General features: G+C 63.0%; 20 protein-coding genes. 8 read left to right on the top strand and 12 right to left on the bottom strand.

Annotated features, from left to right (window positions below):
- Nucleotides 1–16: 16 nt before the first annotated feature.
- Nucleotides 17–475 (bottom strand): response regulator, encoded by a 459-nt coding sequence (locus PQR67_RS31065; RefSeq protein WP_408466630.1) that lies wholly within the window; start codon nucleotides 473–475, stop codon nucleotides 17–19.
- A 291-nt stretch (nucleotides 476–766) separates the two neighbouring features.
- Between PQR67_RS31065 and PQR67_RS31060 the strand changes: the two genes are divergently transcribed.
- Together PQR67_RS31060 and zapE are read left to right on the top strand one after the other, a co-directional pair.
- Nucleotides 767–3,088 carry a hybrid sensor histidine kinase/response regulator gene (locus PQR67_RS31060; protein WP_408466629.1) on the top strand — a complete coding sequence of 774 codons (2,322 nt, stop codon included), beginning with the start codon at nucleotides 767–769 and terminating at the stop codon, nucleotides 3,086–3,088.
- Between the two features lie 43 nt (nucleotides 3,089–3,131).
- Nucleotides 3,132–4,232, top strand: a complete 1,101-nt coding sequence (zapE, locus tag PQR67_RS31055; RefSeq protein WP_408466628.1) for a cell division protein ZapE — start codon at nucleotides 3,132–3,134, stop codon at nucleotides 4,230–4,232.
- Nucleotides 4,233–4,275: 43 nt separating this feature from the next.
- Here zapE and tkt read toward each other — a convergent pair whose 3' ends face one another.
- The 5 genes from tkt to PQR67_RS31030 form a co-directional block, all read right to left on the bottom strand.
- Nucleotides 4,276–6,360 carry a transketolase gene (gene tkt, locus PQR67_RS31050; protein ID WP_408466627.1) on the bottom strand — a complete coding sequence of 695 codons (2,085 nt, stop codon included), beginning with the start codon at nucleotides 6,358–6,360 and terminating at the stop codon, nucleotides 4,276–4,278.
- 261 nt (nucleotides 6,361–6,621) lie between these two features.
- Nucleotides 6,622–7,917, bottom strand: coding sequence for a cytochrome c (locus PQR67_RS31045; RefSeq protein WP_408466626.1), 1,296 nt, complete (start codon nucleotides 7,915–7,917; stop codon nucleotides 6,622–6,624).
- A gap of 2 nt (nucleotides 7,918–7,919) precedes the next feature.
- On the bottom strand, nucleotides 7,920–9,530 hold the full coding sequence (locus PQR67_RS31040) for a GMC family oxidoreductase (protein WP_408466625.1): 1,611 nt from the start codon (nucleotides 9,528–9,530) through the stop codon (nucleotides 7,920–7,922).
- A gap of 3 nt (nucleotides 9,531–9,533) precedes the next feature.
- On the bottom strand, nucleotides 9,534–9,983 hold the full coding sequence (locus PQR67_RS31035; protein WP_408466691.1) for a sugar dehydrogenase complex small subunit: 450 nt from the start codon (nucleotides 9,981–9,983) through the stop codon (nucleotides 9,534–9,536).
- A gap of 90 nt (nucleotides 9,984–10,073) precedes the next feature.
- Complete coding sequence (locus PQR67_RS31030; protein ID WP_494471411.1) at nucleotides 10,074–11,180, bottom strand: porin; 1,107 nt, start codon at nucleotides 11,178–11,180, stop codon at nucleotides 10,074–10,076.
- Nucleotides 11,181–11,455: 275 nt separating this feature from the next.
- Here PQR67_RS31030 and PQR67_RS31025 point away from each other — a divergent pair, with 275 nt between their 5' ends.
- Together PQR67_RS31025 and PQR67_RS31020 are read left to right on the top strand one after the other, a co-directional pair.
- The gene (locus tag PQR67_RS31025) at nucleotides 11,456–12,679 is read left to right on the top strand and encodes an AAA family ATPase (protein WP_408466624.1); all 1,224 of its coding nucleotides are present in this window, start codon (nucleotides 11,456–11,458) and stop codon (nucleotides 12,677–12,679) included.
- Nucleotides 12,680–12,716: 37 nt separating this feature from the next.
- Nucleotides 12,717–14,468, top strand: a complete 1,752-nt coding sequence (locus PQR67_RS31020) for a cobaltochelatase CobT-related protein (RefSeq protein WP_408466623.1) — start codon at nucleotides 12,717–12,719, stop codon at nucleotides 14,466–14,468.
- Here PQR67_RS31020 and PQR67_RS31015 read toward each other — a convergent pair.
- Nucleotides 14,465–15,298 (bottom strand): class II glutamine amidotransferase, encoded by an 834-nt coding sequence (locus PQR67_RS31015; RefSeq protein WP_408466622.1) that lies wholly within the window; start codon nucleotides 15,296–15,298, stop codon nucleotides 14,465–14,467. The genes PQR67_RS31020 and PQR67_RS31015 overlap by 4 nt on opposite strands.
- A 76-nt stretch (nucleotides 15,299–15,374) precedes the next feature.
- Nucleotides 15,375–16,049 (bottom strand): MarC family protein, encoded by a 675-nt coding sequence (locus PQR67_RS31010; protein ID WP_408466621.1) that lies wholly within the window; start codon nucleotides 16,047–16,049, stop codon nucleotides 15,375–15,377.
- 354 nt (nucleotides 16,050–16,403) lie between these two features.
- Here PQR67_RS31010 and PQR67_RS31005 point away from each other — a divergent pair, with 354 nt between their 5' ends.
- Nucleotides 16,404–16,619, top strand: coding sequence for a DUF3311 domain-containing protein (locus PQR67_RS31005; protein WP_408466620.1), 216 nt, complete (start codon nucleotides 16,404–16,406; stop codon nucleotides 16,617–16,619).
- Entirely contained in the window at nucleotides 16,616–18,088 is a 1,473-nt protein-coding gene (locus PQR67_RS31000) for a sodium:solute symporter family protein (protein WP_408466619.1), read from the top strand. Before PQR67_RS31005 ends, PQR67_RS31000 begins: the two co-directional genes overlap by 4 nt.
- 166 nt (nucleotides 18,089–18,254) lie before the next feature.
- Here the strand turns inward: PQR67_RS31000 and PQR67_RS30995 are convergent, their stop codons facing one another.
- The gene (locus tag PQR67_RS30995; RefSeq protein WP_408466618.1) at nucleotides 18,255–20,114 is read right to left on the bottom strand and encodes an FAD-dependent oxidoreductase; all 1,860 of its coding nucleotides are present in this window, start codon (nucleotides 20,112–20,114) and stop codon (nucleotides 18,255–18,257) included.
- A gap of 216 nt (nucleotides 20,115–20,330) precedes the next feature.
- Here PQR67_RS30995 and PQR67_RS30990 point away from each other — a divergent pair, with 216 nt between their 5' ends.
- Nucleotides 20,331–20,978, top strand: a complete 648-nt coding sequence (locus PQR67_RS30990; protein ID WP_408466617.1) for a glutathione S-transferase family protein — start codon at nucleotides 20,331–20,333, stop codon at nucleotides 20,976–20,978.
- Nucleotides 20,979–21,060: 82 nt separating this feature from the next.
- Here PQR67_RS30990 and PQR67_RS30985 read toward each other — a convergent pair whose 3' ends face one another.
- Nucleotides 21,061–21,912 (bottom strand): phytochelatin synthase family protein, encoded by an 852-nt coding sequence (locus PQR67_RS30985; protein WP_408466616.1) that lies wholly within the window; start codon nucleotides 21,910–21,912, stop codon nucleotides 21,061–21,063.
- Between the two features lie 164 nt (nucleotides 21,913–22,076).
- On the opposite strand from PQR67_RS30985, the gene PQR67_RS30980 reads away from it, so the two are divergent.
- Nucleotides 22,077–22,448 carry a DUF1289 domain-containing protein gene (locus PQR67_RS30980; RefSeq protein ID WP_408466615.1) on the top strand — a complete coding sequence of 124 codons (372 nt, stop codon included), beginning with the start codon at nucleotides 22,077–22,079 and terminating at the stop codon, nucleotides 22,446–22,448.
- A gap of 24 nt (nucleotides 22,449–22,472) precedes the next feature.
- On the opposite strand, the gene PQR67_RS30975 is transcribed toward PQR67_RS30980, so the two are convergent.
- Both PQR67_RS30975 and PQR67_RS30970 read right to left on the bottom strand, forming a co-directional pair.
- Nucleotides 22,473–23,618 carry a diguanylate cyclase gene (locus PQR67_RS30975; protein WP_408466614.1) on the bottom strand — a complete coding sequence of 382 codons (1,146 nt, stop codon included), beginning with the start codon at nucleotides 23,616–23,618 and terminating at the stop codon, nucleotides 22,473–22,475.
- The gene (locus PQR67_RS30970) at nucleotides 23,578–24,267 is read right to left on the bottom strand and encodes a hypothetical protein (RefSeq protein ID WP_408466613.1); all 690 of its coding nucleotides are present in this window, start codon (nucleotides 24,265–24,267) and stop codon (nucleotides 23,578–23,580) included. The genes PQR67_RS30975 and PQR67_RS30970 overlap by 41 nt, the downstream gene beginning before the upstream one ends.
- Between the last annotated feature and the right edge of the window lie 422 nt (nucleotides 24,268–24,689).

Genomic DNA, 24,689 nt, shown 5'->3' with positions numbered 1-24,689 from the left:
GCGTTGGGCATAAATTTTACGGCGGCCCGAGCGCATGCAGCGCGGCAGCCGATTCGAGCACGCGTAACAGGCGCTCGGGCGTCAGGGGTTTGGCGCAATGCGCGTCGAAACCCGCTGCTTTGGCACGCGCCCGGTCTGCGCGCGAAGCAAAAGCCGTACAGGCCACCAGCAGCATGTCCGCGGTCAACGGATCGGCGCGCAGGCGACGCGCCAGTTCGAAGCCATCGAGACCCGGCATCTTGATGTCGAGCAGAACGGCGAACGGCTGCCATTCACAGGCCAGGCCGCAAACGGCAAACGGATCTTCGAGCGCGCGGCACTCGAAACCGTCGGCATTCAGCAGCATCTGCAACGCTTCGGCTGCTTCCCGGTAATCGTCGACCACGAGCACGCGACGGTTTGAAGCCATCGCATACGGGATGGTCCGCCAAACCACGACGTCATCGTTCTCGTCCATTCTGTTGTCGAACGTCACCTTATTCTCCCTGGCCTCCGCCACCACGCGCTACCTCGTCACCATAGCTCACCGGGCGATCTGCCGCTTCCTGATTTATGCTGTCTTGACTCGCCCCGACAGATCGTGCGCAAGCGCGAGTTATTGCGTTGAAATAGGCATGAAACGCACTTCCGCCGGGGATAGCGCGCCTGCTGCGTGCATTGCGCATAACTTCGGGTTCACTTCGACATCATTATCCCGCTGTATACGGACGGATATAGTCATGGCGAGTTGGGGAAAACACTCAAAACTTCGGTAACATTCCTCACGATGCAAAGCACCTACCGTCCGTTACCGTCCTCCGATGCCCTGTTCGAGCATGCCGCCTGCGGCCTGCTCGTGACCACGCCCGACGGCTGGATCCTGCGCGTCAACACGACGTTCTGCGCATGGCTCGGCTATAGCGCGGCGGAGCTCGCAGAAGCGAAGCATATTCAGGATCTGCTGACTACCGACGGCAAGGTGTTCTACCGGACGCATTGGTCGCCCCTGCTGGACAAGCAGGGTTCGGTGGCCGAGGTCAAACTGAATATGGCGCATCGGGACGGCCACGTGGTGCCGATGCTGCTTAACGCCGTGAGCCGCCGTCACGGCGAAAGCCGTTACCTCGAAGTGGCGGCGCTGATCGTCGCGGATCGTCATAAGTACGAGCAGGAGTTGCTGCTTGCGCGCCGCAACGCGGAAGCCTCCGTCGCCGCGCATCAACTTGCGCAGAAAGCCTTGCAGGAAAGCCGCGACGTGCTGAGTCTGGCCATGCGCGGGGCCCGTATGGGCGCGTGGTCGCATGAGCCGACGTCAGGCAAATTCTGGTGGAGCCGCGAACTGGAGGCGCTCGCGGGTTACGCGGAGGGACGTTTTGCGAGAATGCCGGGCGGCTTTTTCGAGCTGATTCATCCCGGCGACCTCATCGCGCTCAACGAGGCGGTCGACCATGCGGTGGCAAGCGGCGACGACTACGTCGCCGAGTTCCGCTTCCTGCATGCAAGCGGCGACTGGTGCTGGATGGAAGGCCGCGGCCGCGCCACTTACAACCACCAGGGCGAACCGCTGACGATTTACGGCCTCGGCACCGACATCACTGAACGCAAGGACGCGCAGACTGTGCTGCTGCGTCAGGCGGCAATTTTCGAGCATCTGAGCGACGCGATCGTCATCACCGATCTGCGCGGCAACATCACCGATTTCAATGCGGGCGGCGAACGCATGCTGGGTTACCGGTTGCGCGAAATTCTCGGCAAGCCCATCGCGATGTTCAATCCGCCGGAAGACGCGTTACGCATTCGCCGGGAAGCGCTTGCCGGGCTCGCCGCCGAGGGCACGTGGCGCAGCGAACTGGTTTTCGTGCGGCGCGACGGCACTCACGGTGTCTGCGAAACCGTGGTCAAACCGCTGGCGAACGCGCGTGGCGACGTCTACGGCGCGGTCAGCGTGAGCCGCGACATCACCGGGCGCAGGCGTGCCGAACAGCAATTGCAGCGTCTGAATCTGGAGCTCTCAAAGGCGGACCGCCGCAAGGACGAATTTCTCGCCACACTCGCGCATGAGTTGCGCAATCCGCTCGCGCCCATGCGCAACGTGCTCGAAATACTGCGTCTGAAGGACTTTGCGGACCCCCAACTGAGCTGGTCGCGCGACGTGTTCGACCGGCAATTGCAGCACATGACGCATCTGGTCGACGACCTGCTGGAAGTGTCGCGCATTACGCAAGGCAAGCTCGAATTGCGCAAGCAGCGGCTCGAACTCGCGCGCGCGATGCAAGCCGCCATGGAAGCGGCGCGGCCCACCGTGCAGGCCTCGTCACATCATCTGAGCGTGACGCTGCCGCGCGAAGCGCTTTACCTCGATGCCGACCCCACGCGCCTGTCGCAGATGATCCTGAACCTGTTGAATAACGCCGCCAAGTACACGCCGCCGGGCGGCAACATCTCGCTCGCCGCGTCACGCGAAGGCGATGAAGCCGTGATCGTGGTGCGCGATTCGGGTATCGGCATTCCGCGCGAGCATCTGGACAGTGTGTTCGAAATGTTCTCGCAACTCGCGCCGGCGCTGGAACGCGCGCAAGGCGGGCTCGGCATCGGTCTCGCACTGGTACGCGGCCTCGCCGAACTGCACGGCGGCACGGTGGCCGCATTCAGCAGCGGTCCAGGCAGTGGCAGCGAGTTCGTGATCCGCCTGCCCCTATCGAAAGCGATCCCGGAGCCGTCGCATAGCGCGCCGTCCGATCTGCCCGACTCGCCGCGCCTGCGCGTGGTAATCGTCGACGACAATGCCGACGCCGCCGATAGTCTCGCCATGGTGCTCGAACTCGAAGGCCATGAGGTGCGCACCGCCGGCGACGGTATCGCCGGGCTGCAAGTGATCGGCGAATTCGCGCCGCATGCGGTGATACTCGATATCGGCTTGCCGCGTCTGAACGGTTATGAAGTGGCGCGCCGCATCCGCAGTGACTATCACGACGCCGGCATGCTGCTGATCGCTGTTACCGGTTGGGGTCAGCAGCAGGACAAGCAGTCCGCTGAAGCGGCTGGGTTCGACCATCATTTCACCAAGCCGGTCGATCCGCGCGAATTGCAGCGCGTATTGCGGCGGTGACCCGAGGCGTTGATCCGAAAGAAGCCGATAAAAACCGCAACCTATGCTCGACGAAACTCAGGTGGTCAGTGCCCTCGCCGCACGCGCGATCGTTCCCGATGCCACGCAGCGCGATGCCATTGCTGCGCTTGTCACGTTGCTGGGCACGAACGGGCGCCGCGCGAAGTCCGGCTCCGCGCATGCGCATCAGGGCGTTTATTGCCATGGGCTGCCTGGCCGAGGCAAGAGCCTGGTGGTCGATACCGTGTTCGAACTGGCGAGCTGCCGTAAGCGGCGTGTGCACTTTCACGAGTTTCTGCGCGAGATGAACCGGCGTCTGGTGAACGCGCCACGCGGTGACGACCGGCTGGGCTCGGTCTCGAAACAATGGCTCGACGGCGTGGAGCTGCTGTGCTTCGACGAATTTCATGTGCACGATATCGCCGATGCATTCCTGATGGGCCGTTTTCTCGACACTGCGATCGGCCAGGGCACGCGCATCGTGTTGACCTCGAACTACGCACCGGACGCACTCCTGTCCGATCCGGAGTTTCACGAGCGTTTCCTGCCGACGATCGAACAGATCAAACGGTGCTTCACCGTGATTCACTTCGACGGCGCACGCGATTACCGTTTCGGCGCGGAAGAAGCGGCGTGCCCGCATTTTTTTGCACCGCTCGACACGGCAACGCGCGACGCGCTCCTGGAAATTTTCGTACGTTATGAAGGCAACGAGACGCTGGAGCCGGCCACCGTGAGCGCGGCAGGTCGGCCGCTCACGGCACGTGCCGTGGGCGCGGCCCTGCTATGGGCGGACTTCGAAAGCCTGTGCGTGGCGAGCCGCTCGCACCTCGACTATCTGGATCTGACCGAGCAATGGCATGGCCTGATTCTCGACCACGTGCACACCGAATGGCTTGCCAAAGCCCATACGCTGCAGCGGCTCATATGGCTCGTCGACATTTTCTACGACCGCAAATGCGCGCTGTTCATCGCCTCCGATCTGCCGATCGAAGCGGCGCTCAGCGGACTCGAAGGCGCGCACGATCTGTCGAGAACCCTCAGCAGGCTCGCCGAAATGCAATCGCACGGCTACCGCAACAGGCTCGACGGTACCGCCGGCAACGTAGCGATTGCAATAACCGCAACGCAGACGCTCGCCTAGCCCTAGCCAAGCTAGCTGCGAGAGCGTCTGCAAGCACGACGCCCTACTGCCTGCTGCTCGTGCCCTTCACCCGCGCAATCTGCTGCTTCGCCGCGTCGTACACGTGCTCGGCGGTGAAGCCAAACTTCTTCTTCAGATCGGCGAACGGCGCGGACGCGCCGAACGTATGCATCACCACCTGCGCGCCGTGCCGCCCAACATACCGATCCCAGCCGAGCGCCGCCGCCTGTTCGACCGCGACGCGCGCAGCCACGTCGGCTGGCAGGACGGCGTCCTGATACGCCTCGTCCTGACGTTCGAAAATATCCCACGACGGCATCGACACCACCCGCGCCGCGATCCCTTCGCTTTTCAGCTTCTCGTAGACGTCGACGCAGAGCGACAATTCGCTGCCCGTGGCCAGCAGGATCACGGCGGGCTTCTGCCCGTCAGGCGCGTCGGCAAGCACATAAGCGCCCTTCTGCACGCCCTTGGCCGACGCATAGCGCGTGCGATCCAGAGTCGGCAACGCCTGGCGCGACACGACAATGCACGACGGCCGCCGCGGGTCCGACATCGCCACACGCCAGGACTCGGCCACTTCGTTCGCGTCTCCCGGGCGCAGCACGGTCAGCCCCGGCACGCCGCGCAGCGACGCCAGTTGCTCGATCGGTTGATGAGTCGGACCATCCTCGCCGACGCCGATCGAATCATGGGTGAACACATAGATGGCCGGCACTTCCATGATCGAGGACAGGCGGATCGACGGCTTCATGTAGTCGCTGAAAATCAGGAAGGTCGAGCCGAATGGCCGCAAATTCGACAGCGCCAGACCATTCACCGCCGCGCCCATGCCATGCTCGCGAATGCCGAAGTGCAGATTGCAGCCGCCATAGTTGCCGGGTTCGAAGCTGCCCGCCCCTTCGAATTTCAGATTGGTCTTGGTGGACGGCGCGAGATCGGCCGCCCCGCCGATCATCCAGGGCACGCGCGCGGCAATCGCATTGAGCACCTTGCCCGACGAATCGCGTGAGGCCACGCCCTTCGGATCGGCCTCGAACGTGGGGATATCGCTGTCCCACCCCGCGGGCAATTCATGCGCTTCCATCTGCGCGAGCTGGCGAGCCAGCTCCGGGTATTTTGTGTTGTACGCGTCGAGCTTCGCCTGCCATTCGCCGCGCGCCGCCTTGCCGCGCGCACCGATGCCCTGCGCGAAACGTTCATGTACGCCATCCGGTACGTAGAAGAACTTGTCCTCGGGCCAGCCATAAAACTTCTTGGTCAGCGCCACTTCCTCGACGCCGAGCGCCTCGCCATGCGCGGCGGACGTATCCTGCTTGTGCGGCGCGCCCCACCCGATAATGCTGTGGACCACGATCAGCGTGGGCCGGTCAGTGATGCTTTTTGCTTCGACAAACGCGGCTTCCAGCGCCGCTGCGTCGTTCGCGTCGTCCACCCGCAGGGTGTGCCAGTGGTAACCGTGAAAGCGGCTTTCCACATCGTCGCTATAGGCAAGGTCGGTGTGGCCTTCGATCGTCACGCGATTACTGTCGTAAATCCAGATCAGATTCGACAGTTGCAGATGTCCCGCGAGCGACGCCGCTTCATGCGAAATGCCTTCCATCAGGTCGCCGTCACCGCATATCGCGTAGACGCGGTAATCGAACAGCGGCGCGTCCGGCTTGTTGAAGTGGCTTTCGTGCCAGCGCGCCGCCATGGCCATGCCGACGCTATTGCCGAGCCCCTGGCCGAGTGGCCCGGTGGTCGTTTCCACGCCGGTGGTCATGCGGTACTCGGGGTGGCCCGGCGTTTTGCTGCCGAGCTGGCGGAAATGTTCGATGTCGTCGAGCGAGACGGCGGGCGAGCCGGTGGGTTTGCCCTCCTCGTCCACGGCCTTCACATTCGCCAGATGCAATAGCGCGTACAGCAGCATCGACGCATGCCCCGCTGAGAGCACGAAGCGGTCCCGATTCGGCCACAACGGCTCGTCCGGATCATAACGAAGATGGTTTTGCCACAGATGATAGGCGACTGGCGCCAGTGCCATCGGCGTACCGGGGTGACCGGAATTGGCCTTTTGCACAGCGTCCATCGATAGCGTGCGAATCGTGTTGATGCACAACTGATCGAGGGCGGGATCGTTTTGCATGGGGACACTCCTTGTTCGGCGGTTGGGAACTTCGCCGGGACGCCATGCATTGGCCGTGCCCGGCGAACCGTGTTCGCGCGGAAGAACGTGGAAAAGATGGCATGAGGACCGCAAGGCCTACCGATGATGCGCCGATGCGCGCGAAACTGCACGGCGCGTTACATCCGCTGTCATGTCGTACCGACGATTGGCGACAGCCCTTTCAGTCGGCTTGCGGTCCCGCTAGCGGCCTCGCGGCCCCATACGCTTGCGCGAGACGACTTAGCGCAGCTTCGCGACGTCCTGATCGCTCACCCGCGTTGCAGCCGGATTGCCGAACTGCGTCGTCACATAGTTGGTCAGCGCGGCGATCTGCGCGTCGTTCAACTGCGTGGCGAAGGCCGGCATGCCGACATCGTTGCTCGCGGTTTTGCGCTGTACGCCGTGCAAAATCACCTGCACCAGATTGCCCGGATTGGATGCACCCACTGTCGAGTTGTGCAGCAGCGGCGGATAGTAGCCATCCGGCGTGCCCTTGCCAGGCGCCTGGTGACACGTTGCGCAATTGCCGAGGTACAAGCGTGCCGGATCGAGCGTGCCGTCGTTCAGTGCTACGCCGCGCAAGCGTGTGACGTCAGTGGCCGGTTTGCCCCACGTGTTGCGAGCCTGTGAACTGCCACCGTTTACTGCCGGCACCGTTCGCACGTAGGTGGCAATCGCGTCGATATCCGCGTCGCTCATCTTCGAGAAGCTATGCTCGACCGCTTCGCCCATCGGACCGGCCGCCTGCGCGACGCCCGGCACGCTGCCGGTTTGCAGATACTGCACGAGTTGCGCGTGGTTCCAGCCGCCTATGCCGCTATTGGTCGACGACGTGATGTTGTAGCCCTCCCAGCCCGCCAGCACCGAGCCGCCGAGGAAACCACTGCCGGTTTCGTCGAGCGCCTTCTCCTGCATCGCGAAGCCGCGCGGCGTGTGGCAGGTGCTGCAATGCGCGAGGCCTTGCACGAGATACGCGCCGCGATTCCAGGCGACGCTCTGGTCCGGTTTGACTTCGTACGGGCCGTTCTTCAGGAACACCCAGTTCCATATGGTTAGCGGCCAACGCATGTTGAGCGGCCATTTGATATCGCTCTCCCGCGTCGCCTCGCTCACTGGTGCGACGCCATAACGGAAGTACGCATACAACGCCTTCACGTCGTCGTCGCTCACCTTCGCGTAAGACACGTACGGCATGGCCGGATACAGATTGTGGCCGTCTTTCGAGACACCCTTGCGCACCGCGCGATCGAAGTCCGCGAGCGTCCACGTGCCGATGCCCGTTTGCGGGTCCGGCGTGATATTGCTCGAATAGATCGTGCCCAGCATCGGCACTTTCAGCGGCAGGCCGCCGGCGAACGGCTTGCCTTTGGCGGTGCTATGGCAGGCCATGCAATCGCCCGCGGTGGCGAGGTATTCACCGCGTTTGATCAACGCGGTGTCGCTGCCGCTCACCGGGGTCGCGGAATCGTCGGCCTGCGCCAATGCGGGCCAGGTCAACGCACCGGCCAGCAGCCAGAAAAAGGTCTTTTTCAGCACGTTCAAACTTCCTTCTTCAACTGGTCGGCCATGCGCAGCGCCAGGGCGGCAATCGTCAGCGTCACGTTGACGGTGCCGACGGTTGGCATCGTCGCGCTGCTCGAGATAAACAGGTTCGGGTGATCGAAGGTCCGGCAATGCTTGTCGACCACCGAATCGCGTGGGTCGCTGCCCATGATCGTCGCGCCCGTGATGTGGTTGTTCGGCGCGAACTCGTCCTGATACTCGATCTCCGTGCCGCCCAGCACTTTCGCCGCGTTCGTGTAGACCTCTTTCGTATGGACTGCGCCGCGTTTCACGTAATCGTCGATCGCGTAGGTGATCTCCGGGCGCGCAATGCCGATCGCGTCGACCTCCGTCCTGCTCGGCACGATGCGGTTTTGCGGCTGCGGCAGAATTTCGTGGAAGCAGTCGAATTCGACAAAACGCGCCGAGCGGTCGCGAATCTGCGCGTCCAGTTCGGCCGGCTTGATCAGCTTGCCTTGTTTGAAAATCTTCTGCGCTTCCTGATCGATGCGTGACAGGTTCGACAAGTGGATTTTCTTGGCGGCCTCGTTCGCACGGAACGCACCGTCGCGAAAGCCGATCAGCGACGTCATTTCCTGCGGACCGCGGCCGGGCCAGAGTTTTTCGTCCGCATAGAACGTGATGCCCGTGCCCGGATGGTCCATCAGGTTGCGGCCCACCATGTCCGAGCTATTGCCCACACCGTTCGGGAAGTCGTGGTTGGTGGACATCAGCATGATCTTCGGCGTTTCGATACCGTTCGCGGCAAGCACGAAATACTTGCCTTCCACGCGATGCTCGTTGCCTTGGGGGTCTTTATACAGGGCGGCGGTAACGCGTTTGTCCGGTCCCACTTCGAGCTTGTGAACGACCGCGTTGACAATCAGCTTCGCACCGGCCTGCTCGGCCTTTTCGACGTGCACGATGCCGTTGTACATCGCGCCGATCGGACAGATCGGCATGCAGTTGTTATTGCCGCAACAGGTTGGGCGGCCGTCGTACGGACGGCTGTTACGCGCAACCGGTTCGGTCACCACGTGATAATTCGAGTCGAATGTGTTGAGCTTGCTCTTGATGGTCTGCTCGTTGTACGAGAGCGGCAACGGCGCCATCGGATACGGCTGGCTGCGCGGCGAACCGAGTTCTTCGTCCGTGGGGCCCCATACGCCGAGTTCTTCTTCGGCACGCTGGTAATACGGCTCCAGTTCTTCATACTCCATCGGCCAGTCGCGGCCCACGCCGTAGGTGGTTTTCATGCGGAAGTCGTTCGGCATGAAGCGCCACGCGGACGCGGCCCAGTGCCACGTCGTGCCGCCCACCGCGCGGATGTACTGCGAGTTGAATTTGTGCTCGCCCTTCAGGATCAGATAGTTGTTCGGCGGACCGTATTCCGGATGCGGCGCCCATGCGCTCGACGGATACGGCGCGGAGTTATCCGACTTGTCGAACTGATTGCGAAAGCGCTCCACGATCTCCCAGCGCGGCATGCGTGGCCCTGCTTCGAGCAGGATCACGGACTTGCCCGCAAGCGCCAGTTGATGCGCGACGATCGCGCCCGCGACGCCCGACCCGACAACGACGATATCGGCTTGTTGTGTTTCGGCCATGGCTCAGGCTTGCCTTTCGATGGGTTTGGCGGCCCAGAAACCGGGCTTGTTGGGGCAGTACGAACGGATGATCAACGTGTCGGACACAACGTCGTACATCAACGCCTGTTCGTACGTGACGACCTGATCGTCCACCGTGCCGAGATACCAGGCTTCCATGATCTTCAGCGCGAGCGCCTGTTGCGCGGCGTCGGCGGAACCGGCGGCGAGCGCGCCGGCCAGCTTCGGCAACTGCTGCGCGAGATCAGACGCGGACTTCTGCAGCGCGGCCAGGAGGCGCGTGCCGACGTCGCGATCGAGCGCGGGACGGGCCGTCAACGATTGCGACAACGTCATGAAGGCGTCGATGGGCGCGGCGGCCGAATCGTCGGCCAGCGCCTTGAGCGTGAGCGAGCCGGTCAGCCCGGCGGCCGTCAACGCGAGCGCGCCCTGCAGCCAGCGGCGGCGCGTCATGGTGGACGGTTCATCGCTCGCGGCGAGTTCGCCGTGAGAGTCTTGTGGAGTCAATGTTATTTTTCCCTTGTGAGGTGTTTTTTTAAAGCGTTAAAACTGATGCATCATCCCGACGTACGCGCCCGTTTGCGATTCGCCCGCGAGCGGGCTCGTGTTGTTGGTGGCGTCACGCGGCGACGCTTCAAGCGAGAAATTCGAGTTGCTGCCGTTGCGCACGTAACCCACCGTGCCGTACACGAAGGTGCGCTTCGAGAGGTTGTAGGTCGTGCCGAGCACGTACATCATTGCGTGGCCGGAAGGATCGTGCGCGGCGTCGCTGCCGCCGTCACCGACCTTGATGTAGTAGCCGCCCGCCGTCACCGCCCAGCGCGACTGGATGCTGTACGTGGCGCCCAGCCAGTAGTGATCGGCGCTGTCCGCTACGCCAACCGGCGAATCCGGCGCCGCGTAATGCGTGTAGGCGCCCTGGATCTTCCACGCGTCGAAATGCACATTCGCGCCGGCGAAATATTCACGCGAGGCCTGGAAGATGTTGCTGAAACGGCCGTTGTTGTCGCGCAGTTCATCGTAGATACCGCGCACGTCGAAGAGCGGCGAGTGATACGTGAGCATGATGCCGTCGGAGCGGCCAAACTCTCCCGCCGCGCCACTGTTGAACGCTCCGGCCTGATTGCCGAAGGCGTATTGCGCCTGGACATCGAAGCCCCATAGCACCGGGCTGTGATACTCGACGTTATTGCTGGTCTGCTGCCAGTTGCGCCCGCGCACGAGCGAGGCCGACGAAAATGCCTGCTGCACGAACGGATCGAATTCCCACACGCCGTCGCTATCGATGAACAGATTACGTCCGGCCTGCAGCGTGCCCCACTGATCGTCCTTCAGACCGACGAACGCGCGCCGTGACCACAAGCGTCCACCACTGGTGGTGCCGTTCATGATTTGCAGACCGGTTTCCAGGTTGAAGATCGCATTCAGGCCGCCGCCCAGATCTTCATTGCCTTTCAGGCCCAGCATGCTGGTGCCCCAATCGCCGCCTTCGGCGCTCCAGCGGTTCGAGGTGCCGCCCGCGCCATTGTTGATGTGATTCAGATATTCCACGCCGCCGTCGAGACGGCCATATAAGGTCACGCTGGTTTGACCGTATGCCAGAGGACTCACCACCGCCAGTGCGGCCATTAATTTCGTATGTAGTCTCATTGTTTTGCCGTGAATTCTTTTACCGGAAACTACACGCTTTGCGCACGCACTATAGGTGATCGACGTTTCATAGCCTATCCGTTTGCCGCAATATACTTTTGCCGACGCCGCGCTCGACTTTGAAAATCTTCAGTTGAATCGAATCGGTGCGCCATGAATGAAATTCCTGCCTGGGAGATCGAAAGGTACTCACGATAAGATAGTCGGTCATTTGGCCTCAGCCAAATCGAAACGCATTATTTGTTATTCGACCCATTCATCATTTGCCCCTCGCCATGACCGTGCCTGAACTGACCGAAGACGAAAACCTTGGCCTTTACCAACGTGCGACCGAAACCGGCGCGGAATGGTGGCGCGTCAGCGTGGCGGACCGGCCGGAAAACTATCGCCTCGAGCATGGGGTCAATGAAGGCAGCCACGATGGGTCGGTGGATATCGATCTGGTGGTCGATGCGGAAAACCTGCGCGCGAAGCTGAAGAAGTGGCGCCGGGAAGGCTTCGCGATCGATACGCCCACTGCCTCGGACGAAGCGGGCACGGCCGAACGGGTGGCCTTCATGCCGGAGTTGCAACGTGTCGTGGCGCGGGCCTCGGCGGCGAAACAGCATGGGCGGGAGCGTGCGGGTGAAACCGTGCGTATTGGCCAGGTCGACGTGCCTTGCGGCATGGAGAATCCGCTCGTGCCGCGCATCAATCCGGCCTATCTCTTTTCCGAACGCTTTAACGACATTGTCGAAGATATCGTGGAGAACCGGCGTGTGATGCTGATCGGTCACACCGGCGCGGGCAAGACCAGCCTCATCGAACAGGTCGCCGCGCGCTCGCTTCACGGCGTGCTGCGTTCGAACATGAATGGGCAAACCACCGTCGGCGATTTTGTCGGCTTCTGGACGGTCAAGGGTGGTGAGACGATCTGGGTGGACGGCGTGTTGCCGACGGCAATGCGCGAAGGCATCTGGCTGATCGTCGACGAAATCGATTTCGCCGAACCGTCGATTCTCGCCGCCCTCACCGCCGTCCTCGAACCGCACGGCCGTCTCGTGCTGAAAGAAAAAGGCAATGAGATCGTCGCGCCGCATCCCGCGTTCCGGCTGTTCGCCACGGCGAACGCGGTTGGCGCGATGAGCCAGTTCCGTCATCTGTATCAAGGCGCGAACCTGATGAACGAGGCGTTTCTCGATCGCTGGCGCGTCTATATGCTGGACTACCTCACGCCCGCCGAAGAAGCCGACGTGCTGATGCGCACGCTCGCCCCGCATATGACACGCGCGCTCGCCACCACGCTCGCCGCGATTGCCGCCGACTGCCGCGCGGCGTTCGCCCGCGAAGACCTGTCGAGCGCGTTCTCCACGCGGCGCCTGCTCGACTGGGCCGAGCTGATGCTGCGCACCGGCGACCCCGAACGTGCAGCCGATCCTGCCATCTACGCGAAGGTCAGCCCGGAAGACGCGGCGCTGATTCGCGGCATCGTTCGCCATCACATTGCGCCGGCCGCCTGACGCGGGCCAGGCACACCAGGCGAGCACAGCGATCACCATGAACGCAACGCACTCAACGCGCGACACGCGAGGCTTCGCGTTCGAATCGACGCTTGGCAAGGTGGCGCGCGTGCTGACCGGGCAATACGGCGTGACGGTCGCCTTCAGTCCGGATGGTCCGCGGGTCGAACCCGGCCGCATCGTGATCCCCGACTATGAGTTGAGCGGCGGCGTCGAGCGCGACGTGCTGATCGGCTATCTGGATCTGCTGGTGGCGCGTGCCAAGCACTCGTCGCTCGCGCAGATGGACGCGCTGCCTCGCGGCGTGACGGCGAATCTCGCGCAGGTGATCGAGGACCGCCGCGTCTGTTTGCAATTGCTCGACGAGTATCCGGGCGCGCGCTGGTTCATCGGCAAACTGCGTGCACATGCCGCCGAACAGGCGCGGCTGCGCTGGCCGAAGCTGCATTGGCGCGACCGGCTGGTCTGGCTGGTGGAGCGCGCGCTGTGGGACGAACAGCCGACCCGGACCGAAGCGATCCATTCACTGTTGGCCGCGCTGCACGCCTCGCAGGATCAACTGGACGAAGCGCGCAGAAGCCGCTCGAGCGCGCATAGCATTGCGGCGGCGCAAGCGCTGGTGGCGCGCGTGCGGGCTTTGTCGGCGGGCGACGTCAATAGCATGGTGTTTACCGCGGACCCGGTTGAAGACATCGACACGGAAACCGCCGCCTCTTCGTCCGAGCCGGCCAATGATGACGACACGGCCCTGCCCGACCAGGACAGCGCCGCCTCGCCGCCGTCCGATAAAGGCGGCGGCGCACAAGCGGAAAATGCGGTGGGCATGGGGCAATCGCTCGCCGATGCGCAGCAGCCATCCGCGCGTTCAGACGGTGAAGCCGGCGCCGTGCCGGATGCCCTGCGCGAGCGACTGTCGATTCCGCTCGCCACCGAGTTCGACGAAATCACCGACGTCACCGGTCAGGGCGACAGCGCGGCCTGGCGCGAGCTTCGCGCGCAGGCACGCGCGGACACCGCACCGCTCAAGGAGAAACTCGAACGCGCGCTCAGCGCCGACGAACGCACCCGTTGGCGCCGCGAGCAGGAGCGCGGCGAGATCGATCGCACCGCGCTGGCGAAACTCGCCACCTCGCCCGGTTACCGTACGCCGTTTCGCACGCAGCGCGCGGCCAAAGGGCGCGATGTCGCCGTGACCTTGCTGATCGATCGCAGCGGTTCGATGGCCGGCCGCAAGATCGAACTCGCGCGCCTGTGTGCGAGCGCACTATGCGATGCGCTCACGCAGTTGTCGTTCGACTGCGAAGTGCTCGGCTACTGCTCGCTCGAATCCGCGCCGATGAAACAGCTCTATGAGCGGCAACTGGCGGGCGGCCTGGATTTGCGGCGCTATAACCGCTTTGTCGAGCGGCTCGACCTGAAAGTCTACAAACGCTTTGGCGCGACGGATCTGAGCGGCATTGTCGAAATCGACTGCGGTCACGAGAATCCGGACGGCGAGGCGCTGGCCTGGGCCGCGACGCGGCTCGCGGATCATCAGGCCGAGCGGCGCATCCTGATCGTGTTCTCAGACGGCTATCCGTCGACCGGCGACGGCGACCCGCAGGTGCTGCGCCACGATCTGCGCGAACGCGTCGCGGCGATCCAGAAACGCGGCATCGAACTGGTGGGGATCGGCGTGCTGACCGATGCGGTCGAGGATTTCTATCCGCACAATGTGGTGGTCAGCCGTCTCGCGGAGTTGCCGTCGACGGTGTTTTCGGTGTTGAGTTCGATGCTGCTGACGCGCTAAACCAGTTTGGGTTCGAACGGATACTGGTCGATCGCGCCACCTCGCGCGACCACCGCCGTGCTCTCCGGAATCTCCTCCCACCAGCCCGGCAAATCCGAGAGCGGCTCCGACAATACCAGGAAAGCGTCTTCACCCACCGCCGTGATGCGCGAATCGTCGGGATACAGCTCGTGCAGGTGCCGGAACGAGGTACTGTGGAAGAGCGAGCGCGACTGCTTTTCGCTCGAATAGCGAACCGCGATGATCTGCTCGCCGTCCGTGGCGCACACGGTCATATTCAGCGGCTCGTCCACACCCTGCTTGCGCCCGACCTCTTCGACGAACCCCACCATCCGCTCGAGCGCCGTCACCGGCGCGAGTTCGAGACCGAATGTCAGCGCCAGAAAAAACAGCACCTCGGAATCCGTCGAGCCCTCAACCGACGCGAACAACTCGGGATCGATTGCCAGCATCAGTTCGCGGCGCACCATCGGGTAGCGGCGCACCAGCCCGTTATGCACAAAGAGCCACCGGCCATAGCGGAACGGATGGCAGTTGGTTTCCTGCGAAGGCGTGTCGGTGGCCGCGCGCACGTGCGCGACGAATAGCGGCGCACGGATGGCCCGCGCGGCCTCGCGCAGGTTGCGGTCGCTCCATGCGGGCTGGGTGCTGCGGTAGCGAAACGGAATGTCGGTGGGATGGCCGTACCAGCCAATGCCGAATCCGTCGCCGTTCGTGGTGGTCTGGCCGAGCTGCGAATGCAGGCTCTGGTCGATCAGGGAGTGTTTGGCGTTGAACAGCACCGTTTCGAGTTGAAGCGGGTTGCCGGTATAAGCGAGCCAGCGGCACATGAGTTTCCCCTCCTGTCACGACGAAATGTCCGACGAACCTCGCCGGGCCTCGAGCAGGCCCACGCGCCGCCGTTCGCTATTTGACCACGGGTTGCATCTGCGCGATCGGTATCAGGAACTCCGAAAAACCGGTCAGGATAATTTGCACGCCAATGCACAGCAGCAGAAACGACGAGACGCGCATCGCGACCTTGGTGCCGTCCACGCCGAGATATTTCGCGAAAACCACGGCCCGGCTGTAGATCAGGTAAACCGTGACGGCGACCAGCAGCGAGATCCCCACCGAGGCGATGCCCGACTGCACAAACTCCGAGAGCTTATGCGTGCGGTTCGCGGTCAGCGCGATCGCGGTGGCGATCGAACCCGGCCCGGTGGTGAGTGGAATAGTGAGCGGGAAGAACGCCTTCGCCATGGCGTTATCCGAATCCACCCGCTTGACGGCGGGCTGCTCGGCCGGCGTGTCGGGCGCGTTCAGCATCTGCCAGCCGCTGACGGCGACCGCAAGGCCGCCGCCGATACGCAGGGCCTGCATCGAGATGCCGAAGAAATGGAGAATCGGGGTGCCGACAAAGAAAGCGACCAGCAGCACGCACATCACGTTGAAGGCGATCTTCTTGGCGAGCGCGGTGCGGTCTTCCGTCGTGAGCGATGCCGTGCGGTCGAGAAAGACGAACGCCATGCCGATTGGGTTGATGATGCTGATCAGCCCGGTGAAGCCAAACAGGATATCCGAGATCAGACTTTCGACCATATGCGATCCGTTTCGGGCAGCGGCTCGGGCGGCTTGATTGACTGACTGCCCGCCGGAGCGCTACGCTGAGTTGAAGTACTGGACGCGTTGAGCGATCCAGATTGATGCTCGCGTTGTGTGGGTCAGATGATATCGCGGCGCGGCATGCAAATCTGCAAAAAAGGGGGACGATGCAAGCCACACGCGGCGTTGCACCGCAGCAGAGCCGCGTAGAAAGATGCGCGCGCAACTTTCAGAAAGCCTACACTTTTTTGACGGACTTTACGCGCCCAAAGCATCCGGCATAAAGTCCTCAGCGAAGCTGCACTTTGCTCTTTCAACGAGACGTACTTACCGGTTCGAGGAGTTGCCCCCATGTTGCTTCGTGCACTCGCCGCGCTGCCGTTCATCGGCATTCTGCTCGGCGTCCCGTTTGTGAATCGTGTCGAACCGCTGGTGTTCGGCATGCCATTCGTGCTGGCCTGGATCGTCATGTGGGTGGTTCTGAGCGCCATCATCATGGCCATCATTTACCGTCTGGATCCGAGCAACCGTCAGCTCGCGGCGGACGTCGAGGAGGCCCGATCATGAGCGCACTCATCATCATTGCGGCCATTACGCTGTTTGCGCTGTACCTGGGCGTGCGCGCGCGGCGCGGCCACGACATGAGTCTCGAGCAATGGGCCGTGGGCGGGCGCAGTTTCGGCACCGCCTTCGTGTTCCTGCTGATGGCGGGCGAAATCTACACGACCTTCACCTTCCTCGGCGGCAGCGGTTTTGCTTACGGCAAGGGCGCGCCGGTCTACTACATTCTTGCCTACGGCACGCTCGCGTACATCCTCTCGTACTGGATGCTGCCGCCCATCTGGCGTTACGCAAAGAATCACCGTCTCGTCTCGCAGCCGCACTTCTTCGCGCGCAAGTACGACAGCCCCGCGTTGGGCACGCTGGTCGCGCTGGTCGGCGTGGCCGCGCTGATTCCGTATCTCGTGCTGCAACTCAAGGGCCTCGGCATCATTGTCGCGACCGCCTCGTATGGGGCGATCTCGTCGACTGCCGCCATCTGGATCGGCGCCGCGGTGGTGACGGCTTACGTGACCGTCTCCGGCGTGCGCGGCTCGGCCTGGAATTCGGTGGTGAAAGATGTCCTGATTCTGGCGATCGTGCTGTTCCTCGGCATCTATTTGCCGCTGCACTACTACGGCGGCTTCAGCGACATGTTCCGCGCGATCGACGCCGCGCGCCCGGGCTTCCTGAACTTCCCGGCCAAGGGATCGAGCGTGATCTGGTTCCAGTCCACCGTGCTACTGACCGCGCTGGGCTTCTTCATGTGGCCGCACTCGTTCGGTTCGATCTTCACGGCGAAGGACGAGCGCATTTTCCGCCGCAACGCGATGGTGCTGCCGCTGTACCAGCTCATTTTGCTGTTCGTGTTCTTCGTGGGCTTTGCGGCAACGCTGAAGGTGCCGGGCCTGAAGGGCGGCGACATCGACCTGTCGCTGTTCCGCCTGTCGCTGCAGACTTTCGACCCGTGGTTCGTCGGCGTGATCGGCGCGGCGGGGATTCTGACGGCACTGGTGCCGGGATCGATGATCTTGACCTCGGCGTCTACCCTGCTTGCCAACGACGTGTATCGCGGCATGGTGAGCCGCAACGCAACCGATGCGACGGTGACCAAGCTCGCGCGCTTTTTGGTGCCGGTGGTGGCGCTGGTGGCCGTCGGCTTCACGCTGCACGGCGGCGAGACGATCGTCGCATTGTTGCTGATGGGCTACAGCTTTGTGACCCAGCTGTTCCCGGCGGTGATCTGCAGTTTGATGCCGCATAACCGGGCGACCAAATACGGCGCGTTTTGCGGGATTCTGGCAGGCGTCTCGGTCGTGGCCCTGACCACCACCCTGCATCTGAGTATTGGGCAGTTGATGCCGTTTTTGCCCGACGCGCTAAAGGATATCAACATCGGCTTCCTGGCATTGGCCGTGAACATCATCGTGTTCGTTGCGGTGAGCGCCATGACGCAGCCGCGTCCGGCCGAGCAGACTCACGCGCCGGTGCATTGAGGTTTTCTTCGTAGCGTTCTGAATCGCGGTTGAAGGGGCTGGTCGCCTGAGGCGCCAGCCCCTTTTTTGTAGTCGACTGCGCCCGGCACAGGCACGCCATGCTCTGCAGCATGCACATCATCCGTGGAGCCGCCGATGCACGCACCCGTTTTTCGGCTCGCTTGCCTCAGCCGTTCGCGCCTTTTACTCGCGTGAAGCCGTCGGCGCTCCACTCTTCCGAGTTCACGCCGTGATGAACAAAAAACAGGCCGTCGGGATCGTATTTGCGTTTCACGGCGGTTAGCCGTGCATAGTTGCTTCCCCAGTTCGCGTGCTGCCAGTCGGCTTCGAAGAAATTGCTCTCGGACAGGTAGGTGCCCGCCTCGGGGACGATCGTACGGAGTATCTGGGTAGCGTGCGCGATTCTGGTTGCGGCGCGCCGTCCTCGCGCACCGTCTGGTTCGTGGCCCGGCATGCCGGGAAAAGCCGGCGCACCTTCGCTTGCAATGATCGCCAATGCAAAAGCGTCGAGTACGGCCGGGTTCATCGGCGTATCCCGGGTCGCGTTCAATGCGTCGGCTGGCGCACCGGCGAGGCCTTTGTTGAAGTGCAACGAGACCGTCCATTGCCGGGTGCTCGCGAATAACGCTTCGATCAGGCGGTCGCGCTGCGCTTGTGCCAGCAAGCCAACAGGCAGCCATGTCGAGGTGTAGCCGTACAGATACTGCCCCGCCTCGCCGACGTTGCTTGCCCAGAAGACATTCCCTGCCGAAGCGCCCTGACGGTCATCAACCTGCAGCACGCCGGGCAGGTGCTGCGTCATGAATCCGGCGTCCCACAAACGTCGCGCCGGCAGGCTCAGCACCTGAGGCGGTGTTGTCGCGCAGCCATGAGTGGGCTCCGCGATCCAATCGAAAAACGGTCGCCACACGCGTGCGGCGCCGTCCTGGTTCATGCCCTGAAACAGCATCGAAATGCTTAACGTGTTGTCGGCGTGGAAGGCGACCGTTTCGCCCCAATGCTCGCTCACCAGATAGTCGGCGCTGAATGCGACGAACTCGCCGATCAACGCTTTGAACGCGTCGTCCGACGATGCTTTCACCGTCGCGCGTATCAGACCGAACTGATCAGGCAACTCGTGCGTGCGTAGCGTCAGGCTCGTGACGACGCCCAGACTGCCGCCACCGCCGCCTTTCAATCCCCAGAAAAGATCCGGATGCGAGCATGCATTGACGATTCGGACCTCGCCATCGGCTGTAACGACTTCGGCCTGCAGCAAACTCGCGGCGGCGGTGCCGAACCGCTTCGAAAAGCTGCCGAAGCCGCCCCCTTGTACGAGCCCGGCAACGCCCACTGTCAGGCAGCCGCCGCCTTGCACGTAGCGGCCGCCGAGGGTCGTCACCGCGTCATACACATGGCCCCACAGTGCGCCGGCGCCTACCGTCACCGCGGGTTCAGGCTTCAGGTGCCCGTCGCATCCTGCCGGCACGAACGCATCGTGCAGCGTGATGTCGCGCATGGATCTGGTCCAGACCAGCAGCGAGTCGGCCGCGTTCGATGTGCCCTGGTAGCTGTGACCGCCGCCTTTAACCACCAGCCGCAGACAATGGTCACGGGCGAAATCGATTGTGCGTGCGACGTCTTTCGCGTTGGCCGCGGCCACCACGTAGGCGCTCGGCGCCGAGGTCCATGCGTCGAGCCACCCTGATGTCTGCGTGAGCGCTGGGGTGTCGCCGAGGTAGTACGGGTTTTTCAGGCGGCCGAACACTTCCATGCATGCGGCGCTCGCTGGCGTTTCCGCGCAGATCGCCAACGGCGAGGTCACGGCGCTCAAGCGGCCCTCTACGCCCCGGCTCAACGCTTGCCAGGCCTGCGCCGACGGCCATGAGGGGTCGCCGGGCCGCACGCGGCGCTGTGTCGGGCCCGTCGCCGGATCCGTTGGACCATTCGACGCGCGCTGCGCGCGCGCAGGGGATCGCACCACTGCGCTCAGCACTGGCGCGGCAAGCGCGCCTTTTAGCAAAGTCCGCCGATCGAGTGCACACATTGTGTTGCTCCACCTTCCGACATGAACAAGGGCAGCATAGGGCCATTGACGACTGAGGGGCCAACCACGAGTTCTCGTAAGGACGGCAATCGGACAGACCGGCCGCGTCGCTTCTGGCGGCCGATGTCATGCGATTTTTGCGGGCCTGGCGCATGCATGCCCTGCAAGTCTGGCGTTAGACTACGCCCCAATTCAGCCAACCTGGTCGACGGATAAATGAACTACCTCCTTTGCTACTCGCCGGGCGCGGCCAGCATGCCGGTGCACTGGATGCTGATCGAAATGGGCGTCCCATTCGACACCCGCCTTGTCGATATCAATGTCGGCAATCAGCGCGATCCTGAGTATCTGCGGCTGAATCCTTCGGGCCGGGTGCCCACGCTAATGGTTGATGGAACGCCACGCCACGAGTCGGCCGCGTTGCTCATGCTGCTGGCCGAGCGGCATCCGCAAGCCGCCCTCGCGCCCGCGCCAGGCTCCGCTGAGCGCGCGGCGTGGCTGGAATTGATGATCTATCTGGCCAACACGCTGCTGCCCGCCATGCGCGACTGGTTTTATGCGGACACCGACGGCGATCCTGCCGGTGCCAAAGGGGTTCAGGCTCTTGCGCGACGCCGCATTGAAGAAGCCTGTGAGCGGCTCGATGCCGAACTCGCCGACGGACGTGATTATCTGGTCGGCGGCAAGCTCAGCACGGCGGATTTCCTCGCGGTCGTACTGATGCGCTGGACACGCAACATGCCGCGCCCGGCACTCGGCTGGCCGCATCTCGCGCGCTATATTCGCGGGCTGCGCGCGCTGCCCTCATTCATCGAGTTGAATGCACGTGAGGGGCTCACCGAATGGCGCAATCAGGACGATTGAGTCGCGCTCAGTTCAATGACCGGTGGTCGTAGCCGGGTAATCGGCGGGACTGGCACGCCGTGAAAAGCGCTAGTTCGCCCGGCTAGTTCGCCGGTTTACCGACGATCACGATCCCGCGTGAAAGCCCGCTGACGGTATCGACCGCCAGGGCCGCCGCGTACAGTTGCGTGACCGGCACCCACACCGCCGGATATTTGTAGCGCGCGACATCGAGAAGCAGCGCGCTATCGCTCGCGGCGTCGTAGGCGGCAAGTGGCGACCAGTGGCCGCCGCCTGCTTCGCCTAGCTCTACACGCCTGAAGTTCAGTAACGTAAAGCGGTCGCTGCGGCTTGTCGTGTCGCGAATCAGATCGCGAAACTGGCCGAGCGTCAGATCGCTGGCGTGGAACGCCCTCACCTCGACGGGAAATGCGCTCAGGGCCGCGCCGAGCTGCTCGAGCGTCATGCCCTCCCTCGACACTTTCGCAGCGTTGGCCACCTGAGGATCGACGCCGCGAAAGAAATCCTCTTGCGAGAAGTACGGGAAATCCGGGTATAGCGTCGACGCGGGGCGGCGGATGCCCAAGGCATTGAGCGCCATCACCGAGGTCGCGACCGAACAGTAAGCCTCGTTGCGCTGCGTTTCGAAGTACTGCGAAAGCGGCCAATAGGACTGTTTGTGGGCGGATGCCATTAACCGTTTCTGGCCCGCCGGCTGCGTCAACGCCAGGAGGTTCGGAGGAACCGGCAGCGGCCCGTCGGCGGGGCGCACCGCGACCTGTGCAGGCGCTTGCGGTGAATCCTGACGCACGGCTTGTTCAGCAGCGTGATCTGCGGCCTGATTTGCAGCCGGTGTCAGCGGCGCGCAGGCCACCAGTGTTGCCGTCAATACAGCAACGAGCCACTCAGGCCGGCTTACGCGCTCCATGGCGCGCGTCAACGAATATCTGGACATTGGCTCTTCCGTTGCGGATGACTTCGGAACGACTTCAACCGTGCCGACGTCTTTCATTCCCTATCGGCAAGCCCCGATTTTTTAACACGAAATAGGTCGGCGTGTGAATTTGCGCGCGAAGCGCGCGGTGTACAGCCGCTTGCTATACTCGCGCGGGCAAATTCTTGAGCGCGCGGTCGAGCCACTTATCGGCGGCGCTCACAGCTAATTCAAGTAGATCGGATTCGGAAATGAGCGACTTAAAAAGCGCTGCGGGTGACGCAGAATGCAACCCTGGCACTGCGGGGGCATTCGATACAAAACACAATCAATCCAGTGGAACCGATGCGCCGATTGCGCCAATTGCGACGGTTCCTTCGCCTTGCATCGACATCTGCAAAATCGACGGAAATACCGGTTTGTGTGTCGGCTGTCTGCGTACACGCGACGAAATTCGCGGGTGGAAAAACCTGCCCGACGAACTACGCATGCAAATGATCGGCGAACTGTCGCGCCGCAAATCGGAGCGGGAGACTGAGAAGGCCGAAACGCCCTAAGGTCGGCATCGTCAACCGCAGGGATTAACTCGCCTCGCCGGCGAACGCGTAACTGTTCTTGCCGCTGCGTTTGACCTGGTACATTGCCTCGTCGGCGGAGGCCACGAGGCGATGGTAGTCGTCCACGGGATCAGGAAAACTGGCAATGCCGATGCTGGCGCGAACCCCTCCTACGCTGATCTCCTTGTCCGTTTGAACCACGCAGGCAATCAGCCGCCGGGCGATTTCGCCCAGCTCCGCATTCGTCGAAAATTCACGCACCAGCACGGCAAATTCGTCGCCGCCGATCCGCGCAACCACATCGCCCTTACGCACCGACTCACGAAAGCGCTTCGACACCGCGATCAGAAATTCATCGCCGACGCGGTGACCGAGCGAGTCGTTGACGTGCTTGAAACCATCCAGATCGACATACAGCACGGCAATTTTGCAAGGCGCCGCGAGCGCGCGCGATTTCGTCGCGACCTCTTCCAGCGTGGCAAACAGGTTGCGCCGGTTCGGCAAGCCGGTCATCGCATCGTGCAGTGCCGCCCATTCGAATTCGTCCGACCTGCCCGCCAACATGCGATTGCGTTTCGCGTACATTCCAAGCGCGGTGATGAGCATGCCGGACAGCAATGCCGCCGACGCGATCAGCGTGCGCGCAATGTGGGCAATCCGCACGCGCACATCGGCGTTGTCAGCGTCACGCTGCGCTCGCCACCACGCCGATACGGTATTGAGCACGGCATCCGTGTCGCGCAGATCGGCGTTGGGCGTGAGCGAGGATGCGGGCAAACGCGGCGCCGCCGACGGACTTGCATTGACCAGCGCCACGAGTGACGCGAGGCGATGAGCCAGTTCGGTTTGCGCCTGCCGATATCCGTCGGCTCTGGACGGCGCGGCGTCGGGCAGTCGCTGCCAGATGCCGATCACATTTCGGGCGCTTTCCGCGCGCCCAACCGCATCGAGAACGAGCCCCGCATATTCCTGCTTCAACTGATCGAAAAAGATCGTGCGGATTTGCAGCGCCAGATACAGCAGACCGATCAGCAGACAAATCAGCGCGACGGTGGCGATCACAGCCGGGCCTGGCCTGAAGCGGATGGCGCGCGCACGCCCACCCGCGGCGAACGGGGTACGTGTTCGCTCAGGGATGGGAATAGAGGTCTTGCTGGCTTGTGGTGCCATGCTGACGGTAGCTCACGCGACGAAAGAACGAACCCATCCGGGCAAACAGACTGCTCTTGTGCCGCGCATTGACCGTCGAAGCAGACCGGCGGTCCGCTTGCGCGAGACGCGCATCTCTGCCGGTGCGGCCGGACGCCGACTGCTGCGCGGCAGTGTTCGAGGGGGACGCCGCGTGGAGCACAACGGGAACGGAAGACGCGCCTTGGGTTGCACCGGCCACGCCAGCCACGCCGGTCCGCCCGGCCGGCGGCGCTGTAAGTCGCGTCACGGAACCGGACCAGGAGGCCTGTTTCTCTCCTGCTTCCTCGAGGTCCGGCACTGCCGCTGTTGCCTGCATGGGGGCTGCCGCCGACCCAGGCGGTGTAATCGATTCCGCTACCGCCTGTCCTACCGCCGTTGACGCCGCCGTACCGAGCGCTTGCCGAGCGCCCGCTATGGCGTCGGCGTACCTTTGCTGGTCGTGGTTGAACCACACACCGTACGCGACCGTCCCCACCACACCCACTGCCAGCGCGCTTGCCGTTGCAATGCACAGTGCAAGCCGTCCGAATCGCACGGGCGGCGCCGCAGCCAACGGCTCATCGCCAGCGGTGAAGCGAGTATCCGGACGCTCTACAGCAGAAGTTGGCAAGTCGGAATCGTGGAACATCGCAATACTCTCCGGAATCCCTGCGTCTGGCCCGCCGGTCAGACTTTGTTCACACGATTCGGTGGTCGATCTGGAGTCGCTGGAAGAATTTATTGCGCTCGCCGGGGGCAGCCGGGGATAGCCAACAGCGGCAACACGGCAATGCTGCGCTTTAAACGACAGTTTGGCGAGTCCGGCGCGCGTCGATAAGACAGGTAAAAGATTCAATCCCGCCTGTAGCCAGCAGCGGTGTCGCGGGCACTTTCAGAGCCACGTGAGGCTGGGCCGAGGGGAAGCCATGCGAGCATGTGAGACGCCTCTGCGTGATGCAATAAGCACGCCAGTGGCAAACGCGATCATGGGTAGCCACCGCTTAAAACGCAGTGGAACCGGTGTTGGGGGCTTTGGGCCCCACCGGTTGCGGGCCCCATTTGACCGTGTTC

It is taken from the genome of Paraburkholderia fungorum (assembly GCF_046026025.1).
In the GTDB taxonomy this organism is placed as follows: domain Bacteria; phylum Pseudomonadota; class Gammaproteobacteria; order Burkholderiales; family Burkholderiaceae; genus Paraburkholderia; species Paraburkholderia fungorum_E.
This window is presented reverse-complemented; position numbering and strand designations above follow the sequence as displayed.

What these genes read in the sequence shown, in the direction of transcription:
- PQR67_RS31060 (WP_408466629.1), top strand. Translation starts at nt 767, where the DNA reads ATGCAAAGCACCTACCGTCCGTTACCGTCCTCCGATGCCCTGTTCGAG.
- zapE (WP_408466628.1), top strand. Translation starts at nt 3,132, where the DNA reads ATGCTCGACGAAACTCAGGTGGTCAGTGCCCTCGCCGCACGCGCGATC.
- tkt (WP_408466627.1), bottom strand. Translation starts at nt 6,360, where the DNA reads ATGCAAAACGATCCCGCCCTCGATCAGTTGTGCATCAACACGATTCGC.
- PQR67_RS31040 (WP_408466625.1), bottom strand. Translation starts at nt 9,530, where the DNA reads ATGGCCGAAACACAACAAGCCGATATCGTCGTTGTCGGGTCGGGCGTC.
- PQR67_RS31035 (WP_408466691.1), bottom strand. Translation starts at nt 9,983, where the DNA reads ATGACGCGCCGCCGCTGGCTGCAGGGCGCGCTCGCGTTGACGGCCGCC.
- PQR67_RS31030 (WP_494471411.1), bottom strand. Translation starts at nt 11,180, where the DNA reads ATGAGACTACATACGAAATTAATGGCCGCACTGGCGGTGGTGAGTCCT.
- PQR67_RS31025 (WP_408466624.1), top strand. Translation starts at nt 11,456, where the DNA reads ATGACCGTGCCTGAACTGACCGAAGACGAAAACCTTGGCCTTTACCAA.
- PQR67_RS31020 (WP_408466623.1), top strand. Translation starts at nt 12,717, where the DNA reads ATGAACGCAACGCACTCAACGCGCGACACGCGAGGCTTCGCGTTCGAA.
- PQR67_RS31015 (WP_408466622.1), bottom strand. Translation starts at nt 15,298, where the DNA reads ATGTGCCGCTGGCTCGCTTATACCGGCAACCCGCTTCAACTCGAAACG.
- PQR67_RS31010 (WP_408466621.1), bottom strand. Translation starts at nt 16,049, where the DNA reads ATGGTCGAAAGTCTGATCTCGGATATCCTGTTTGGCTTCACCGGGCTG.
- PQR67_RS31005 (WP_408466620.1), top strand. Translation starts at nt 16,404, where the DNA reads ATGTTGCTTCGTGCACTCGCCGCGCTGCCGTTCATCGGCATTCTGCTC.
- PQR67_RS31000 (WP_408466619.1), top strand. Translation starts at nt 16,616, where the DNA reads ATGAGCGCACTCATCATCATTGCGGCCATTACGCTGTTTGCGCTGTAC.
- PQR67_RS30995 (WP_408466618.1), bottom strand. Translation starts at nt 20,114, where the DNA reads ATGTGTGCACTCGATCGGCGGACTTTGCTAAAAGGCGCGCTTGCCGCG.
- PQR67_RS30990 (WP_408466617.1), top strand. Translation starts at nt 20,331, where the DNA reads ATGAACTACCTCCTTTGCTACTCGCCGGGCGCGGCCAGCATGCCGGTG.
- PQR67_RS30985 (WP_408466616.1), bottom strand. Translation starts at nt 21,912, where the DNA reads ATGTCCAGATATTCGTTGACGCGCGCCATGGAGCGCGTAAGCCGGCCT.
- PQR67_RS30975 (WP_408466614.1), bottom strand. Translation starts at nt 23,618, where the DNA reads ATGGCACCACAAGCCAGCAAGACCTCTATTCCCATCCCTGAGCGAACA.
- PQR67_RS30970 (WP_408466613.1), bottom strand. Translation starts at nt 24,267, where the DNA reads ATGTTCCACGATTCCGACTTGCCAACTTCTGCTGTAGAGCGTCCGGAT.